This is a genomic window from Prodigiosinella confusarubida (genome assembly GCF_002847015.1).
GTDB lineage: Bacteria > Pseudomonadota > Gammaproteobacteria > Enterobacterales > Enterobacteriaceae > Prodigiosinella > Prodigiosinella aquatilis.
Window position 1 is genome coordinate 317,592 of the sequence record NZ_CP025085.1, and the last position, 17,211, is coordinate 334,802.

The 17,211-nt window shown below is 50.2% G+C and carries 15 protein-coding genes; 10 read left to right on the forward strand and 5 right to left on the reverse strand.

The window, feature by feature from the left end; all coding sequences use genetic code 11:
- Positions 1 to 39: 39 nt before the first annotated feature.
- The 6 genes from CWC46_RS01465 (at position 40) to CWC46_RS01495 (ending at position 5,942) form a co-directional block, all read left to right on the forward strand.
- Positions 40 to 477 carry a tripartite tricarboxylate transporter TctB family protein gene (locus CWC46_RS01465; protein ID WP_021013937.1) on the forward strand — a complete coding sequence of 146 codons (438 nt, stop codon included), beginning with the start codon at positions 40 to 42 and terminating at the stop codon, positions 475 to 477.
- Positions 478 to 486: 9 nt separating this feature from the next.
- Positions 487 to 1,992, forward strand: coding sequence for a tripartite tricarboxylate transporter permease (locus CWC46_RS01470; RefSeq protein WP_237160199.1), 1,506 nt, complete (start codon positions 487 to 489; stop codon positions 1,990 to 1,992).
- 37 nt (positions 1,993 to 2,029) lie between these two features.
- Complete coding sequence (locus CWC46_RS01475; protein ID WP_021013935.1) at positions 2,030 to 3,031, forward strand: dihydroxyacetone kinase subunit DhaK; 1,002 nt, start codon at positions 2,030 to 2,032, stop codon at positions 3,029 to 3,031.
- Entirely contained in the window at positions 3,028 to 3,630 is a 603-nt protein-coding gene (locus CWC46_RS01480; protein ID WP_021013934.1) for a dihydroxyacetone kinase subunit L, read from the forward strand. Before CWC46_RS01475 ends, CWC46_RS01480 begins: the two co-directional genes overlap by 4 nt.
- Positions 3,631 to 3,672: 42 nt before the next feature.
- Positions 3,673 to 4,584 carry a dihydrodipicolinate synthase family protein gene (locus CWC46_RS01485; RefSeq protein ID WP_021013933.1) on the forward strand — a complete coding sequence of 304 codons (912 nt, stop codon included), beginning with the start codon at positions 3,673 to 3,675 and terminating at the stop codon, positions 4,582 to 4,584.
- Positions 4,585 to 4,940: 356 nt separating this feature from the next.
- Positions 4,941 to 5,942, forward strand: a complete 1,002-nt coding sequence (locus CWC46_RS01495) for a WaaS/CpsH family glycosyltransferase (protein WP_021013932.1) — start codon at positions 4,941 to 4,943, stop codon at positions 5,940 to 5,942.
- 216 nt (positions 5,943 to 6,158) lie between these two features.
- Here CWC46_RS01495 and glyS read toward each other — a convergent pair whose 3' ends face one another.
- The 3 genes from glyS to CWC46_RS01510 form a co-directional block, all read right to left on the reverse strand.
- On the reverse strand, positions 6,159 to 8,228 hold the full coding sequence (glyS, locus tag CWC46_RS01500) for a glycine--tRNA ligase subunit beta (protein ID WP_021013931.1): 2,070 nt from the start codon (positions 8,226 to 8,228) through the stop codon (positions 6,159 to 6,161).
- A 9-nt stretch (positions 8,229 to 8,237) separates the two neighbouring features.
- On the reverse strand, positions 8,238 to 9,152 hold the full coding sequence (gene glyQ, locus CWC46_RS01505; protein ID WP_021013930.1) for a glycine--tRNA ligase subunit alpha: 915 nt from the start codon (positions 9,150 to 9,152) through the stop codon (positions 8,238 to 8,240).
- A gap of 118 nt (positions 9,153 to 9,270) precedes the next feature.
- The gene (locus tag CWC46_RS01510) at positions 9,271 to 10,077 is read right to left on the reverse strand and encodes a sulfite exporter TauE/SafE family protein (RefSeq protein WP_021013929.1); all 807 of its coding nucleotides are present in this window, start codon (positions 10,075 to 10,077) and stop codon (positions 9,271 to 9,273) included.
- A gap of 208 nt (positions 10,078 to 10,285) precedes the next feature.
- Here CWC46_RS01510 and CWC46_RS01515 point away from each other — a divergent pair, with 208 nt between their 5' ends.
- The 3 genes from CWC46_RS01515 (at position 10,286) to ghrB (ending at position 12,598) form a co-directional block, all read left to right on the forward strand.
- Positions 10,286 to 10,834, forward strand: coding sequence for a DNA-3-methyladenine glycosylase I (locus tag CWC46_RS01515; protein WP_021013928.1), 549 nt, complete (start codon positions 10,286 to 10,288; stop codon positions 10,832 to 10,834).
- An 11-nt stretch (positions 10,835 to 10,845) separates the two neighbouring features.
- A complete protein-coding gene (locus CWC46_RS01520) occupies positions 10,846 to 11,277 on the forward strand; it encodes an N-acetyltransferase (protein WP_021013927.1) in 432 nt (143 codons plus the stop codon).
- A gap of 358 nt (positions 11,278 to 11,635) precedes the next feature.
- The gene (gene ghrB, locus CWC46_RS01525; RefSeq protein ID WP_021013926.1) at positions 11,636 to 12,598 is read left to right on the forward strand and encodes a glyoxylate/hydroxypyruvate reductase GhrB; all 963 of its coding nucleotides are present in this window, start codon (positions 11,636 to 11,638) and stop codon (positions 12,596 to 12,598) included.
- A gap of 344 nt (positions 12,599 to 12,942) precedes the next feature.
- Here ghrB and CWC46_RS01530 read toward each other — a convergent pair whose 3' ends face one another.
- Positions 12,943 to 14,151: an aldose 1-epimerase family protein gene (locus CWC46_RS01530; RefSeq protein WP_021013925.1), complete on the reverse strand. Its 1,209-nt coding sequence runs from the start codon at positions 14,149 to 14,151 to the stop codon at positions 12,943 to 12,945.
- 391 nt (positions 14,152 to 14,542) lie between these two features.
- On the opposite strand from CWC46_RS01530, the gene CWC46_RS01535 reads away from it, so the two are divergent.
- Positions 14,543 to 15,799 carry a valine--pyruvate transaminase gene (locus tag CWC46_RS01535; protein WP_021013924.1) on the forward strand — a complete coding sequence of 419 codons (1,257 nt, stop codon included), beginning with the start codon at positions 14,543 to 14,545 and terminating at the stop codon, positions 15,797 to 15,799.
- A 97-nt stretch (positions 15,800 to 15,896) separates the two neighbouring features.
- On the opposite strand, the gene CWC46_RS01540 is transcribed toward CWC46_RS01535, so the two are convergent.
- A complete protein-coding gene (locus CWC46_RS01540) occupies positions 15,897 to 17,183 on the reverse strand; it encodes a Zn-dependent hydrolase (protein WP_021013923.1) in 1,287 nt (428 codons plus the stop codon).
- Between the last annotated feature and the right edge of the window lie 28 nt (positions 17,184 to 17,211).

The following is a 17,211-nucleotide window of genomic DNA, read 5'->3' on the forward strand; positions in this document are numbered from 1 at the left end:
TACACCGGAGAGTGCTACGTAGGTAGCACTTGAAGAAAAATGAAAAAAACACTTATCTCACCTGTAATATTTTTTGCTTTCGGCTGTTTCCTACTGGGTTATAGTCAATATGTCTTAAGGGATATTGGTAATTTTGGCGCTGGATTTATGCCAGCATTCGTGGGTGTCGGTATTATTATATTTTCTCTATTAGAGTTTAGTATAAAAGCAGTGAAAAAATCGCGGTCATTACCCAATAAGAGCATGACCATCACTGGCAGTGTTATTGTTATTACACCCATTATTTTCTATCTATTATTTGTCGACTATCTTGGATTTATTATTACCACCAGCATTATATTATTTTCATTGATGTTAAAATTTATCAGAACGCATCGGATATGGATGACAATACTCGCCATTGTATTTTCATCGCTTATCTATCTTTTATTCGCCAAAGTTCTACTGGTAGCATTACCTGCCGGTAAATTATTTTAACCAGGAGCGATGATGGATCTGCTGATTAATGCTTTTTCATATATTAATCTAAGTGCCATACTGGCAATCATTGCTGCCGGATTATTTGGCTTGTTCGTTGGTGCCATTCCCGGACTGACCGCCACAATGGCGGTGGCGCTAATGGTGCCTTTCACCTTCTTTCTTGATCCGATTCCGGCCATTGCATTAATGATCTCCGTCGGCGCGTCATCTATTTATGCTGGCGATATTCCGGGGGCACTATTACATATTCCAGGAACTCCCGCTTCTGCGGCCTATGTTGATGATGCGCATGCGCTGGTTTTACAAGGAAAAACCAACCGGGTATTGGGATTAGGTTTAGTCAGTTCAGTTATCGGCGGGGTTATTGGCTCAATCATTCTGGCGGTTGCCGCGCCTGGATTAGCCAAATTTGCCTTGAATTTCAGTTCGTTTGAATATGTATGGTTGGCGTTGCTCGGTCTTAGTTGCGCCACATTAATTGCCGGTCAGGAAATTGTAAAAAGTATGCTGGCGCTATTTCTCGGTCTGGCACTATCAACCATCGGCTATGATGATTTTACCGGCCAGGCTCGTTTTACCTTTGGACAGGTGGCGCTGCTGGAAGGCATCAGTTTTATTCCCGCCATGATCGGTCTGTTTGCTATTGCCGGAGCCATCGAATACTACGCTAATCGTTTCAAAGAGCGACCACTCAGCATAAGTCAACTGCATGAAAAGAAAGTGTCTCTGAATATATTCAGTGGGTTGGGCAGCCTGTTGCTAAGGCGCAAGTTCAGTATCCTTCGCAGTAGTGTACTTGGCACACTGATTGGCGCACTCCCCGGTGCCGGAGCAGACATAGCGGCCTGGATCTCCTATGCGTTGTCCAAAAAATTATCCGCCACACCAGAGCAGTACGGGAAAGGCTCAGAGGATGCCATTGCCGATGCCTCATCCAGCAATAATGCCAGTCTGGCGGGTAGTTGGATCCCGTCTCTCGTATTTGGTATTCCAGGTGATTCTGCCGCAGCAATCATCATTGGGGTGTTGTACATGAAGGATATGCAGCCAGGCCCATCGCTTTTTCTATTCCAGCCCGAAAAACTGTATGCGGTATTTATCCTGTTCTTTATCGCCAATCTGATGCTCATTCCCCTCGCATTGCTGGTCGTCAGCTTCCTGAAGAAGATTGTGACTGTCAATAAAGACATCGTTTATCCGATCGTGATTGTTTTCAGTATTGTGGGCGCATATGCGATCAATAACTCCATGGCATCCATTGTTGTCATGTTGGTCATGGGCATCATTGGTTATCTGTTACAGCGAGACGGTTACCCTATCGCCCCCATTATTCTCGGAATGATTCTGGGCCCGCTGTTGGAAAAGAACCTTCTCTCTTCCCTGTTGAAATCTGACGGTAATTTACTGGCATTTGTCGAACGCCCGGTCGCCGGTGTTTTAGCCTTCTTATTTCTCATCGTCGTGGTTCTGCAAGCCATGGCCTTGATCAGATCCTTTCGAAAAACAGCCTGATTCTGACTATCGGAATAGCGTTTAAAAGGAGTGTGGTATGAAAAAAATAATGAACCATCCCGAACACTATGTTGATGAAATGCTGGAAGGATTATGCCTCGCACATAGTGAGTATTATCAGCAACCCGTTCCCCGGGTGATTACACGCCGGGCACCCGCGCAGAAAGGGAAAGTGGGTATCGTTACGGGCGGTGGCTCCGGACATTTGCCTATTTTTACCGGCTATGTGGGCAAAGGGTTGCTGGATGCCGCCGCCGTCGGCGACGTTTTTTCCTCTCCGTCCTCGATACAGATGGCGCAGGCCATCGGCTATGCCGACCAGGGTAACGGTGTGTTATTACTTTATGGTAACTACGGTGGCGATATCATGAACTTTGATATGGCAGCCGAAACCGTTGACTTTGAAAAGAATATTACCTGCCGCACCGTACTTCTGAGCGATGATGTTGCCTCCGCTCCGCCGCATGAAAAACACAAACGTCGTGGTGTGGCAGGCATGGTTTATGCGTTTAAATTAGCGGGCGCAATGGCTGAGACGTTGGCATCGCTGGATGAAGTGGCCCGAGTAGCGCAAAAAGCGGCAGACGCCACGCGTTCTATCGGATGCGCTTTGACCCCCTGTACGGTTCCCGCCGTTGGACAGCCAACGTTTTCTCTGGCAGATGATGAGATCGAGATGGGGATCGGCATACATGGGGAGCCAGGCATTTGGCGTGACAAACTGAGATCGGCGGATGAAATCGCCGACGAAATGTTACAACGCCTGCTCGACGATATGCCGCTGGCATCGGGAGATGAAATAACACTGCTCGTCAACTCTCTTGGCGCAACACCGCCAGAAGAGCTCTATATTCTCTATCGCCACTTACACCAACGCTTAAACGCGCTTGGCATCACCCTGGTCATGCCTCTAGTCGGACACTATGCCACCTCGATGGAAATGACCGGCGCCACGCTGACGATATGTAAGTTGGATGCCGAACTTAAGGCGTTGTTACAGCAACCCGCACAATGCGCATTCTGGACGGTATCAGCATGAACACTCTGACAACCGAACACTTAAAACAGGCCATCGCCCGCATTCAACAGGCCGCACTTGAACAACAGGCATTTCTTTGCGCAGCAGATGCTCAACTGGGTGATGGTGATTTAGGGGTAACCTTTTCCCGTGGCTGGACACAAGCACGGGAAGATAGTGTAAACCTCGATGAGGACTGGGGAACGGCACTGTTTACTCTATCAAAATCATTTCAACTGGCATGTTCATCCTCTTTTGGCACGCTCATGGCAACAGCCTTTATGGCCGCGGCGAAATCTTGCAAGGGAAAAAAACAGCTCGCCTGTAATGATATTGCCCCTTTGCTCGCCACCGCAGTTACGGCCATGACACAGCGCGGTAAAGGTGAATTGGGCCAAAAATCAGTCCTGGATATCGTGAACGCCCTGGCTAATGAGCTCACATCGATCAGCACGTTCGATGAAATGAAGCACACCGCCAGGCTCAGTTGCCAGCAAACACTGAACACATTTCGCCCCCGTCCTAATTTACTGGGCCGCGCCCGTATGTTCCCTGAAAAATCACAAGGTCTGGATGACCCCGGAATGTTAGCGATAAAGGTTCTGATCGATGCCTTGTAAACCCCATTTTGATCACATAATTGCACCTAACAGGATAGAAAAATGACAAAATTATTCGGCGTTACAACCGCCATGGTTACCCCGTTTACTTCAGACGATACCCCTGACATAGACGCCTTGGCTCAGCTAACTGAAATGCTGATCAGCCATGGGGTTAACTGTCTGTATCCCTGTGGCACGACCGGTGAAATGCTGAGAATGACACTGGCAGAAAGAAAAGCCATTGCCGAGACGGTCATTAAGACCGCTAAAAACCGAGTTCCCGTTTTTATCCATGTCGGTTGCATGCGCCAGGACGATACTATCGAACTTGCTCAGCACGCGGTGGCGGCAGGAGCGCAAGGTATTGGTGTGGTAACGCCACAGTTTTTTGGTTGTAACGATACGGAGATGGAGGAGTATTTTGTTGCCGTGGCGAACAGCATTCCCACAACCATGCCCGTTTATCTGTACAACATTCCACAGTGTGCGGCAAACGATCTCAAAACCAGTGTTATCAAAAATATTATGGCGCGCACGACAAACGTGGTCGGTGTGAAATACAGTTTTGCCGATATGGCTCGCACAGTGGAGTATCTCAATATAGCAGAGGGATTCTCCGTGTTGCATGGCGCAGACAAACTCTTTGCCAGCATGTTGACCATGGGCTGCGATGGCACCGTTTCTGGCTGTTCATGTGTATTCCCGGAACCTTATGTGAAGGTTTATCAGGCGTTCAAACAGGGCAACCTTGCTGAAGCGCAACGCTGGCAAGCAATTGCGGTACGTTTTGGCGATTTACTGACCAATGGCGCGAATATGGCCGTTTTCAAAGCTGCGCTAAACATCCGCGGGCTCAATGCCGGCCACATGCGTAAACCACAGTTGGATCTGAATGCCGAACAAGTCGCTACCCTGCGTCAGGCATTAACCCAACTTTGCAGTGAAAGTGGCGTCAGTCTGACCCTGAATTAATAATTCAAGTCTGGCGCAACGTAATGGCATTATGCGAGTGTTTTAGCACGCATTGAGGGATAGCACCCTAAATAATTCGAGTTGCAAGAAGGCGGTAACGCAGCGCGTCCCCAGGAGCATACTCCGGTATGTGACTGGGGTGAGAGAGGAAAGCCAGCACACCTGTATCTTGAAAGATGAAGGCTATTATAGATGCCGAGACGATAGCCGCCTGGTATGCATAGATTCAAATAATCATCCAATGTTATACTTTGTCGCAATAAAAAATATATTGTCACTATGATGTAGACATCAAATAATTATTCTTACTGCATCATGAATTAACATGGCGGTAGGCATTTTAAGGATGATGGATTATGCGTTTGCTGTTTATTTGCCCGAACTGGGCAGATCTGGCTACCCCAATCGTCAAGGAGATGCAAAGACAGGGTCATGACGTTATCCATATTGATCATCGTGATTTATCCACGTTTACCTATTTTGACTCACGCCACTGGTTCATCGCCAAAATCTATAAAATAATCACCGGAAAGAATTACAAACGTCTGTCCCTCGATAACCAGATCACATTGGGCCTGCATAATTTCTTTATCGGCAGAGAACCTTTTGACACCATCATCATGACGGAGCCAAAGCTGTTTAACGAACAACATTTTACGATACTGCAACAATATAGCCAAAAACTGGTCGCGGTGTTATGGGACAGCCTGAAGAAAGCCCCCAACAACGCATTATATCTCAGCCAGTTTGATCATGTGCTCAGCTACGATCATGTAGACTGTAATCAATATCACTTCACCAAGATAAACAACTATATTGATCCTGACTGGAAAAGTAATATGCTTTATCAGGACTGTGAATATGATGTCTTTTCCATTATGAGTTTTACTGAAGCAAGGTATAAACAGGCTATCTATTTTCTGGACCAGAACCCTGAACTCACATCAAATATTATTTTCTATGCTGATAATGATAAGAAAAGAAAACAGATAAAGGATACCAGGCTAAAAATAGCCAATAAACCATTGTTGGGTAATGAACTTGCACGTGAAATAGATAACTCTCGTTCTATTCTGGATTTACTACAGGGCCAGCAGGCTGGGTTGTCATTTCGTGTTTATGAGTCCATGGCTTATCAGCGCAAACTGATTACCTCCAATACTCATACTGTGGATTATGATTTTTATAACGATAACAATATTCATATCTTGAATCAGAGTTGGCATATCAATCCCGATTTTATCCACTCACCTTATAAACCGATTCCAGAAGAGATTTACAACCAATATACACTCTCCACCTGGGTGCAGAAGGTGATTCAGGAGATATCAAGCGATACAGGCAGCATTCCCGCCTAACCATGTATACCGTTGACAAACCTATGTAAGACGTTAGAACGGTGACGACGGGAGAGAAGAGGAAAGCCAGCATTCGCACCAAGGATGGCACGGTTTGAGCTTACAGGGAGATACTTGCGGCATCTTTATGATCTCCCCATTATTACCGCTATACCCACTTTGTCATCAAACTCAAACGGGGCCGCAGCCCCGTTTGGTCTTTTCTACTCAATACCGTTACTGCAATACAGAGATATCCGCCACTTTCAGGAACAGGTTACGCAGTTCGTTGAGCAGCGTCAGGCGGTTGATTCGCACCTGCTGATCATCGGCGTTAACCATTACCTTATCGAAGAAGCTATCTATCGGTTCACGCAATTGCGCCAGTTCCACCAGCGCCTCCTGATAACGCCCTTCAGCAAACCACGGTGCCAGCTTACTGGTAAGTGCGGTGACATACGTCGCCAACTGAATTTCTTCTTTCTCTTTCAGTAATGCAGCCTGCACATTGTCGTTCAAGGGTTCTGTGGATTTCGCCAGGATGTTGGATACGCGTTTATTGGCAGCGGCCAACGCGGTCGCCGCATCCAGCGTGCGGAAATGACTCACCGCTTTCACGCGGGCATCAAAGTCCGCCGGACGCGTCGGACGACGCGCCAGCACAGCCTGAATAGTATCCACACTGTGACCTTCTTCCTGATACCAGGCGCGGAAACGGCCTAGCATGAATTCGATCACATCGTCCACCACGTTAATGTTAGTTAACTTGTCGCCATACAGACGTACCGCTTCTTCCGTCAGCGTTTGCAAATCCAGCGGCAGATGCTTTTCCACGATGATACGCAACGCGCCAAGAGCCGCACGGCGTAAGGCAAACGGGTCTTTATCACCTTTCGGATGCTGACCGATACCGAAAATCCCGGCCAGTGTGTCCATCTTATCGGCAATCGCCAGCGCACAAGCTACCGGAGAAGACGGCAGTTCATCACCAGCAAAGCGTGGTTGATACTGTTCGTTGAGCGCGACGGCTACGTTTTCGTCTTCACCGTCATGACGCGCATAGTGCATACCCATCACACCTTGTGTATCGGTGAATTCGAACACCATGTTGGTCATCAGGTCGCATTTGGACAGCAAGCCTGCGCGTTTCGCATGCTCAACATCAGCCCCAATCCGGGCCGCTACCCAGCCAGACAACACCTGAATACGGTCGGTCTTGTCGCGCAACGTACCCAGTTGCTGCTGGAACAGCACGGTTTGCAGACGCGGCAGATGATCTTCCAGACGTTTCTTCCGGTCGGTATTGAAGAAAAACTCGGCATCAGCCAGACGTGGGCGCACCACTTTCTCGTTACCGGCAATAATCTGTTGCGGATCTTTGGACTCAATATTGGCGACGAAAATGAAATTGGGCAGCAACTTGCCGTTATTGTCATACACTGGAAAATATTTCTGGTCGCCCTTCATGGTGTACACCAGCGCTTCTGCCGGTACCGCCAGGAATTTCTCTTCAAATTTCGCCGTCAGCACCACTGGCCACTCCACCAGCGAGGTGACTTCTTCCAGCAAGCTGTCGCTCAGATCGGCGTTACCACCAATCTTGTGGGCCGCAGCTTCGGCATCCGCTTTGATTTTGGCTTTACGAACGTCGTAGTCAGCCATGACCTTACCGCGTTCCAGCAGAATCTGCGGATACTGGTCGGCATTGTCGATAGTGAATTCCGACTCGCCCATAAAGCGATGACCACGAATAGTACGGGCGGAATCAATACCCAGCACCGTACCCGGCACCAATTCGTCACCCAACAGCATGGTCACAGTGTGTACCGGACGTACAAACTGGGTTTCTTTGTCACCCCAACGCATCAGTTTCGGGATCGGCAATTTAGCCAACGCGTTGCTGACCATATCCGGTAACAGGATGTGCGCCGCTGCACCTTTTACCTGCGCACGGAACAGCAACCATTCGCCTTTGTCCGTTTCCAGGCGTTCAGCCTGTTCAACGGTAATACCACAACCGCGTGCCCACCCTTCAGCCGCTTTGGTCGGCTTACCGTCCGTGCCAAAGGCAGCGGCAATCGCCGGACCACGCTTTTCTACTTCACGATCGGGCTGCGCGGCGCTCATGCCGGTCACTTTCAGTGCCAGCCGGCGCGGGGCGGCGAACCAGTTCACGGTTTGATAAACCAGCCCGGCGGCATCCAGTTCAGCCGTAAAGTTGTCGGCAAAAGATTGCGCTAAATTACGGAGAGCCTTCGGCGGCAGCTCTTCCGTGCCAATTTCCACCAGAAAAGTCTTGTCTGTCATGACGGCCTCTTAGCTCTCTTTTTTATTGCACATCGGGAAGCCCAACGCCTCACGGGAGGCATAATAAGCTTCGGCTACCGCTTTGGTCAGGGCGCGTATACGCAGAATGTAGCGCTGACGTTCGGTAACGGAAATGGCTTTGCGAGCATCCAGCAGGTTAAAGCTGTGAGCCGCTTTCAGAATACGTTCGTAAGCCGGTAACGGCAGTGGATTTTCCAGCGCCAGCAACTGCTGGGCTTCTTTTTCATACTGTTCAAAACAGGTGAACAGGAAATCCACGTCGGCATATTCAAAGTTGTAGGTGGACTGTTCCACTTCGTTCTGATGGAACACGTCGCCGTAGGTGGTTGTACCTAGCGGACCGTTGCTCCACACCAGATCATACACACTGTCTACACCCTGAATATACATGGCCAGACGTTCCAGACCGTAGGTGATCTCACCGGTAACCGGCTTACATTCCAGACCGCCCACCTGCTGAAAGTAGGTGAACTGCGTCACTTCCATGCCGTTCAGCCACACTTCCCAACCCAGTCCCCAGGCGCCCAGCGTCGGGTTTTCCCAGTTATCTTCCACAAAACGGATATCGTGAATGGTCGGGTCCAGCCCCAGCTCTTTCAGTGAACCGAGGTACAGTTCCTGAATGTTGTCCGGTGAGGGTTTAATAATCACCTGGAACTGGTAATAGTGTTGTAGCCGGTTTGGGTTTTCGCCGTAGCGGCCATCGGTAGGACGACGGGAAGGCTGCACATAAGCAGCGGCAATCGGCTCCGGGCCGAGCGCCCGCAGGCAAGTCATAGGATGGGAAGTTCCAGCGCCAACTTCCATGTCCAGCGGTTGGACAATGGTGCAGCCCTGACGCGCCCAGTAATCCTGTAACGTCAGGATCAGGCCCTGGAAGGTCTTGGTATCAAACTTTTGCATGTTGGATTCGCACGCGTACAAGTGGATTTATAATGAAGGCGCCAGTATACCCTCTGAATGCAAGATATACAGCCAGAATGCGGCAACAACTTCATCCTGATGAGGATTTTTAAGGAACCTAGCCACTGAATACGGTTTGCAACATTTTCAGACTGAGCAATACCAGCAACCCGGCGAACACTTTTCTCAAGGTAGCTACCGGCAGGCGATGCGCCAGCCTGGCACCCACTGGGGCGGTAAAAAAGCTGACGGCAGAAATCAATACCACCGCCGGCAGAGAGACATAGCCAAGACTATACGCAGGCAGCCCACTTGCCGACCAGCCGTTGATCATATAACCCAGCGCCCCGGACAACGCAATCGGCAGTCCGACCGCCGCCGAAGTACCAATTGCCTGCTGAATACGCACGTTGCACCAGGTAAGAAAAGGAACCGTTAGTGAACCGCCGCCAATCGCCACCAGGGCGGAAATGCCGCCAATACTCAGACCCGCCAATGAAATACCCGCCATACCGGGTAACTGCCGATTGGGTTTGGGTTTTATGTTCAATACCATCTGCAACGCAACGTAAGCCATAAAACAGGAGAAAAAAATAGCCAGCACCCGTGTTGGAAGTAATGCTGCCAGCCAGGTTGCGGTAAAAGTACCGATTAGAATCGCCGGCGTAATCCGCCATACTACCGGCCACAACACAGCCTGATACTGGTGATGGGTGCGCAGGCTGGAAATGGCGGTCACCACGATGGCCGCCATTGAGGTTCCCAGAGCCATATGCACCAGATGCGTTTCCTGCACACCTTGAATGGCAAACAACGCCGTGAGTATCGGCACCATAATGCCACCCCCACCGATCCCGAGTAATCCAGCCATAAACCCGACCACGGCACCCAGTGCCAGATAGGCCAGTATCCACTCCATTCCCATTTGTATCCCCTGTCATTCTTTTAAATCAAAATAAATCAGCATTATTATTGTTGCCGGGGGTATCTGTTGCATCTGCATTCAGTTCAAGTAATCATTAATGTACGACTAACCACTGCGGCTGGCAGAACCCACTCCGGCCATGATCAATAGCAACATCGTCACAGAATGGCAACCGTATAACAGGCTAAACAAGCATAAGGAAATTATCGTGAAACGTTGTGGCTGGGTTACGCAGGATACGTTGTATCAGGATTATCATGATCAAGAATGGGGAAAACCCTGTACCGATAGCCTAAAGCTGTTTGAATTGTTATGTCTGGAGGGGCAACAAGCCGGGTTATCCTGGATAACTGTGCTCAAAAAGCGAGAAAACTATCGTCGCTGCTTCTACCAGTTTACTCCCCAGTTGATCGCCCGGATGACACAAGAAGATGTACAGGAATTGATGCAGAACAGTGGCATTATCCGCAACAGATTGAAAATAGAAGCCATCATCAACAACGCCCGCGCCTGGCTGGCGATGGAAACACAGGGCGAGCCTTTTTCCGACTTTATCTGGTCGTTCGTCAACCATCAGCCGATCATCAACCATTACACTACACTGGCGGAAGTCCCTGCCAAAACCGAGCTTTCCGATACCATGTCGAAAGCGCTGAAAAAGCGCGGTTTTAAGTTTATCGGTTCCACAATCTGTTATGCATTCATGCAAGCCGGAGGATTAGTCAACGACCATATGACAGACTGCGTTTTCCGCTAAGGACAGCACTTATGATCAGAATGTATCAACCACAAGATTTAGCCGCGCTGCTGCCACTTTGGCTGGAAAGCACCACGCTGGCCCATCCGTTTATTTCGCCGCATTATTGGCAGGAAAGCCTTGAGTTAGTACGCAATCACTATATTCCCCGGTCACAAACCTGGGTATATGAAGAACAGGAAGGTATCGGGGGTTTTATCAGCGTAATGGATCAACGTTTCATTGGCGCGCTGTTTGTGCATCACCGCTTTTACGGCCAGGGCGTCGGTGCAGCCTTGATGGAACAGGTTCAACAGCACTTTCCCATTCTCAGTCTGGAAGTTTATCAACAAAACCACCGTGCTTGCGCATTCTACCGCAAACACGGATTTGTGGCCGTACAGGAAAGTTTTCAACGGGAAACCCAGGCAACCTTGCTGATTCTGCAATGGCATAAAAACTGATTATTCCTATTTTTGCCACTGCCTCACAATACCGTCTACTCAGTTTTCCCCCTTGTCTGGCATCGGGAATGCTGCCATGAATAACGCCACCTTCAAACTCACATTCACACGACCAGGGAATCGGTTTGTCCGTGGAATCCGCCTCGTTGTTCCCCGTCAGAAACCCGGCGACTCAAGAGACGAGAAAACAGGATAATAAAAATGGATTGTCACCCGATGCCATTCTCGCCCACAGACCCACTTGCAGTATCTCGCCAGCGCCCCCATCATGCCTGATATGATTTATCTTTCTGAGCCCCACGGGCATTAGCCTCTGCTGGGACGGGTTCTTAACTACCTCAATCTTTCGGAGTGAATGATGAAACCTGGCGTTATCCTCTACAGAAGCATTCCTGATGATTTACGTGCTCGTCTGGAACAGCATTTTACCGTCACCGCCTTTGATGGGTTGCCGTCCACAGATCACCCTGTGTTACAGCAGACTGAAGGTCTGATCGGTTCGAGCGCCAATGTCACGCGGGAATTTCTGGCCCATCTGCCACGCCTGCGGGCAGTCTCCACCATTTCAGTGGGATACGACAATATTGATGTCACGGCACTGAGTGAAAAAGGCGTGGTACTGATGCATACGCCGACCGTATTGACGGAGACCGTCGCTGATGCCGTGATAACACTGATGCTGATGACGGCGCGCCGAACTGTTGAAGTGGCCGAGCGGGTCAAGGCCGGTGAGTGGCAAGACAGTATTGACAGCGGCTGGTTTGGCGTAGATATGCACCATAAAACCATCGGTATTCTGGGAATGGGGCGTATCGGGCTGGCGGTCGCGCAGCGGGCACATTTTGGCTTCAGCATGCCGGTGTTGTATAACGCTCGCCACCACCATCAGGAAGCGGAAACCCGTTTTAGCGCTCGCTATTGCGAGCTGGATACGCTGCTGGCTGAGTCAGATTTTCTGTGTATCACCCTACCGCTAACCGAGCAGACCTATCATCTGATCAACCGTGAAAAACTGGCCAAGATGAAGCCCAGCGCGATACTGATCAATATTGGCCGCGGCCCGGTGGTGGATGAACAGGCGCTGATTGAGGCATTGACCAATGGTACACTTCTCGCCGCCGGTCTGGATGTTTTTGAACAGGAACCCTTGCCGACAGATTCACCGTTGCTGAAACTGTCTAACGTGGTGGCATTGCCGCACATCGGTTCGGCGACCCATGAAACTCGCTATGGTATGGCAGCCTGCGCGGTCGATAACCTGATCGCCGCCCTGAGCGGAAACGTGAAAGAGAACTGCGTCAATCCGCAAGTGCTGAAATAAATTCAGCTTCCTCTTGGGCCAGCGTTGACAACCCGATGAACGCTTTACCATCAAACAAAACCTCCCCTTGAACAGGAGAGGCTCAGACCGTTGACAAACCTACGTATAGCGTCAGAACGGTGATAATGAGAGAAAAGAGTAAAGCATCCGCGTCAGGGATGGCGCGGCTTGAGCTTACAGGGAGGTACTTGCAGCGTCTTTACGATCTTCTCATTATCACCGCTATATAGACTTTGTCATCAAACGAAACCTCCCCCTTGAACGGGGGAGGCTTCGTTTTTGTGTTCCCGATCGAGGGAAATGTGTGTATTCCTTAGCAGAGAGAAGTCAGCGTTAATTGCCCATCACTCCACTGCGATCGGTGTTTCCGTCAGCGTAGTCGTGCGATCACCCTGAATCGATTTCACCTTCTGCTCGGCTTTCTGCACCGCAGCCGGGCTGCTCAGCAAGCTATAGGTCAGTTCAAATACCGTACTCTGACCAGGTTGTAGATGTTTTACGCGACCCTGTTTGCGTTCAATGGTCACCGGATAGGCATAGCTGGTACCCGGCTCAATACCCGTCACATAACCTTGTCTTTTGCCATCCGTGTTTTTCCACAACGTCAACACCGGTAGCTGATGGGTATCAAACGCAATGGATACGCCTTTATCTCCGGCACGATTAACCAGTGCTGCCATGGTTTTACCGTCTTTATCCGCATAAGGCTGGATGTTGAATACCATTTCATCAAAGCCTTTGGTCGGGCCTTTATAAACCTGCCACTCTTTTAGACCCGCTTTGGCATAATCGTTAAATGGCGAAATATCTTTTACTGGTGCCACAAAACGCGCCCCTTGCTCCAGAATCGGCGAGCTAAAGTTGCTGTGATAGATAATCTGGTAGTCACGGGTGTAATCAGATTTGTTGGTCAACACGTCATGAATGGTGAAGGATTCGCTGCCCGGGATATAGCGCAGTTCAGTCCAGGTTTCCAGGTTGGATTTTTTAAAACTGTTTTCTTTCAGCAGACCACGCACCGTAATCTGATGCGGCGCCTTGTCGCTGACGTCCACGATCACGGTAGAAGCCGGCGTGTTCCCCGCGCGGCCATGCAGCGTGTAAATCATGCCATCGCTGGTAACCGGGTGACCCGTCCACTCATAGCCACAACGCACCATCATTTCGTTGAAGCCCTCTAGCCAGCCCAGTCCGTTACGGCTTTCCAGATTGATAGTGTTGGGATTAACCACTTCATCCACCGGTGAATCCCAGCCCAGACGGATTTTTTTGCCAATCACATGCAATATATCCATGCCACGGGTCGGGCTGAGAGTAATCTGCAACCCATTCGGGCTGGTGATGGTAATGATTTTACTGCCTTCCTGACGTCCGCCGTGCAGAACTGTTTGCTCAATGCTGAAGTGCTGATCCTTAATCTTCATGGCATCACTGTTGATATGCCAGTTGCCCTTTTCCACATTGGTTTTAGTATCCGTCAGCACAAAAGTCTGCGCTGAGAGTTGCCAGGAAACCAATGCCAGAGAAATACCCATTGCCAGTAATTTTTTCATCCCATGCGTCCTTTTTGCTGAATTGATTTAGCTTGCGGAAACCAAAGACTACAAATCAGCGCACTTTCAGAATGTGATTGCTATCACCAGACGAGTAACTGCTATTTTTCAAGCTATTATTTCAGATGGCAGTCACAGATTTGTTAGATATATTTAAGTTAATTGCAGCAGAATGGGATATAGATCGGTAAAAGCTGACGCGGATTCAGCTTTTCTATATTCTTCGCCTGATCATGTTTCGCAAGCTATGTAGCTGTTCAGCATTTCATGTCGTTTTTTGTGGCAACTTCAGCAAAATGCGGAAGCAGATTATTTTGCCTTCACATTGCACCAATGTGACACAAGCGTTATGGTTGCGGTTTACTCATGTTTCACATTTTATTGACAATCGATGAACTTCTCTCTTTTTGGCCAAAAATTCACCCGCCATTCCGGCATCACTCAACTGATGGATGATCTGAATGATGGATTACGCACGCCCGGCGCCATCATGCTTGGCGGCGGGAATCCGGCACATATTCCAGCAATGGATGATTACTTTCAACACCTCTGCCGCGACTTGCTGGCGGAAGGAAAATTAACCGAAGCCTTATGTAATTACGATGGACCACAAGGGAAAGATACGCTGCTGAATGCCCTGGCTGACATGCTGCGCGACGAACAAGGTTGGGACATTAGGCCGCAGAACATTGCCCTGACAAATGGCAGTCAAAGTGCATTTTTCTACTTGTTTAATCTGTTTGCCGGACGTGATGAAAATGGCGGTCTGCGCAAAGTGCTGTTTCCGCTGGCGCCGGAATACATCGGTTATGCAGATTCAGGGCTCGACGAAGACATGTTTGTCTCGGTACGTCCGCAGATTGAACGCCTGCCGGAAGGACAATTCAAATACCACGTTGATTTCGAAAAGTTACACATTACCGATGATATTGGCCTGATCTGCGTATCGCGGCCAACCAACCCTACCGGCAACGTGCTGACCGATGACGAATTGCGGCATCTGGATAGCCTGGCCCGGCAGCATCAGATTCCACTGCTGATTGATAACGCTTATGGCGTACCGTTCCCCGGTATTATCTTCAGCGACGCCACACCGCTGTGGAATCCGAATATTATCCTGTGCATGAGCCTGTCCAAACTGGGCTTACCCGGCTCCCGTTGCGGCATTGTGATTGCTGCTGAAGCGGTGATTTCCGCCATTGGCAATATGAATGGCATCATCAGTCTGGCGCCCGGTTCGATTGGCCCGACGATTGCCCATGAAATGATTAAACGCGGCGATCTGCTACGTCTGTCTAAAAATGTTATCCGCCCGTTCTATCAGCAACGCGTTCAGCAGACGATTAGCATCATCCGTCGTTATCTGCCCGCCGAGCGTTGCCTGATTCATAAGCCAGAAGGGGCTATCTTTCTGTGGCTATGGTTTAAGGATCTGCCCATCACCACCGAAGTGTTATACCAGCGACTGAAGCGGCGCGGTGTGTTGATGGTGCCGGGACACTACTTCTTTCCCGGTCTGGAACAGGAGTGGCCGCATGCTCACCAGTGCCTGCGCATGAACTACGTACCGGAACCGGAAAAAATCGAGCAGGGGATTGCCATTCTGGCGGAGGAAGTAGAGCGGGCGCTGCGGGAAACAGCCGGGTAGTGCCCGAAAACGACGCCACCCTCCCGCGTTTCATGCCGACGACAACCCCCACGCTGCCCTGCCAAGGCAGAAACGTGGGGTTGCGCTATAGCGATACTTATCCTCTTCCTGCTACGCCCGCTTTTTCCAGCATCGCGTGCAGCAACACATTGGCGCCAGCCGTGACGTGTTCCGGCGAGGCATACTCGATTTCGTTATGGCTGATACCGTCCTTGCAGGGGATGAAAATCATGCCGGTGGGTGCCAGCATACTCATATACACCGCATCGTGCCCGGCCCCGGAAACAATATCCTGATGGGAATAGCCTAACGCCTGTGCCGCGTTGCGCACGGCGTCCTTACACTCAGCATGAAAGGGTGCTGCCGGATAGTGGGAAACCTGCGTGATGCTGATATCCAGACCGGTTTCTGCTATCAGTTGGCGGGTGAAATGCTTCAATGCCGCATCCATCAGATCAACCTTCTCATCGTTGATATTGCGAAAATCGATAGAGAATTTCACGCTGCCGGGCACCACATTACGGCTGTTGGGGTACACCTGCACCATCCCAACCGTACCGCGGCCGTGTGGCGAAAAACGTTCCGCAATGGCAATCACTTCCTGCATGATGCGGGTAGAAACCTGTAGTGCATCTTTGCGCAACGCCATCGGCGTCGGCCCAGCGTGAGACTCCTGTCCAGTCACCACACAGTCATACCAACGGATGCCCAGCACCGCCTGTACTACGCCGATGGTGATATTTTCATCTTCCAGAATCGGTCCCTGTTCAATGTGCGCTTCAAAATAGGCGCCGATCGGATGATCACCCGGCTCGTTTGGCCCGGCATAGCCAATTTTTTCCAGTTCTTCCCGCACGGTTTTGCCTGCGGTATCTACCGCGGCATAAGCGTGTTCCAGCGAGAAAATCCCGGCGAACACACCAGAACCCATCATCACCGGCACAAAACGGGAGCCTTCTTCATTCGTCCAGAACACCATTTCCACCGGCGCTTCGGTTTCAATCTGCTGGTCATTCAGGGTACGAATCACTTCCAGCGCCGACAGCACGCCAAAGTTACCGTCGAATTTCCCGCCGGTCGGCTGGGTATCAATATGACTGCCGGCCACAATCGGCGACAGCGTATTATTGCGGCCGGGGCGGCGCATAAAGACGTTACCGATTTTGTCTATCTCGACAGAAAGACCGGCCGCCTGGCCCCAACTCACCACCAGATCGCGCCCCTGGCGGTCAAGATCGGTTAACGTCAGGCGGCACACGCCGCCTTTCGGGGTCGCGCCAATCACCGCCAGATCCATCAGTGACTGCCAGAGACGCTCGCCATCAATCCGCAAATCCGAAGTGTTCACCTTGCTTGTTGTTGCTGATAGTACGTCGCTACTCATAACAAATTCCTCATCAGTGAAATGAAGC

What these genes read in the sequence shown, in the direction of transcription:
- CWC46_RS01465 (WP_021013937.1), top strand. Translation starts at nt 40, where the DNA reads ATGAAAAAAACACTTATCTCACCTGTAATATTTTTTGCTTTCGGCTGT.
- CWC46_RS01470 (WP_237160199.1), top strand. Translation starts at nt 487, where the DNA reads ATGATGGATCTGCTGATTAATGCTTTTTCATATATTAATCTAAGTGCC.
- CWC46_RS01475 (WP_021013935.1), top strand. Translation starts at nt 2,030, where the DNA reads ATGAAAAAAATAATGAACCATCCCGAACACTATGTTGATGAAATGCTG.
- CWC46_RS01480 (WP_021013934.1), top strand. Translation starts at nt 3,028, where the DNA reads ATGAACACTCTGACAACCGAACACTTAAAACAGGCCATCGCCCGCATT.
- CWC46_RS01485 (WP_021013933.1), top strand. Translation starts at nt 3,673, where the DNA reads ATGACAAAATTATTCGGCGTTACAACCGCCATGGTTACCCCGTTTACT.
- CWC46_RS01495 (WP_021013932.1), top strand. Translation starts at nt 4,941, where the DNA reads ATGCGTTTGCTGTTTATTTGCCCGAACTGGGCAGATCTGGCTACCCCA.
- glyS (WP_021013931.1), bottom strand. Translation starts at nt 8,228, where the DNA reads ATGACAGACAAGACTTTTCTGGTGGAAATTGGCACGGAAGAGCTGCCG.
- glyQ (WP_021013930.1), bottom strand. Translation starts at nt 9,152, where the DNA reads ATGCAAAAGTTTGATACCAAGACCTTCCAGGGCCTGATCCTGACGTTA.
- CWC46_RS01510 (WP_021013929.1), bottom strand. Translation starts at nt 10,077, where the DNA reads ATGGGAATGGAGTGGATACTGGCCTATCTGGCACTGGGTGCCGTGGTC.
- CWC46_RS01520 (WP_021013927.1), top strand. Translation starts at nt 10,846, where the DNA reads ATGATCAGAATGTATCAACCACAAGATTTAGCCGCGCTGCTGCCACTT.
- ghrB (WP_021013926.1), top strand. Translation starts at nt 11,636, where the DNA reads ATGAAACCTGGCGTTATCCTCTACAGAAGCATTCCTGATGATTTACGT.
- CWC46_RS01530 (WP_021013925.1), bottom strand. Translation starts at nt 14,151, where the DNA reads ATGAAAAAATTACTGGCAATGGGTATTTCTCTGGCATTGGTTTCCTGG.
- CWC46_RS01535 (WP_021013924.1), top strand. Translation starts at nt 14,543, where the DNA reads ATGAACTTCTCTCTTTTTGGCCAAAAATTCACCCGCCATTCCGGCATC.
- CWC46_RS01540 (WP_021013923.1), bottom strand. Translation starts at nt 17,183, where the DNA reads ATGAGTAGCGACGTACTATCAGCAACAACAAGCAAGGTGAACACTTCG.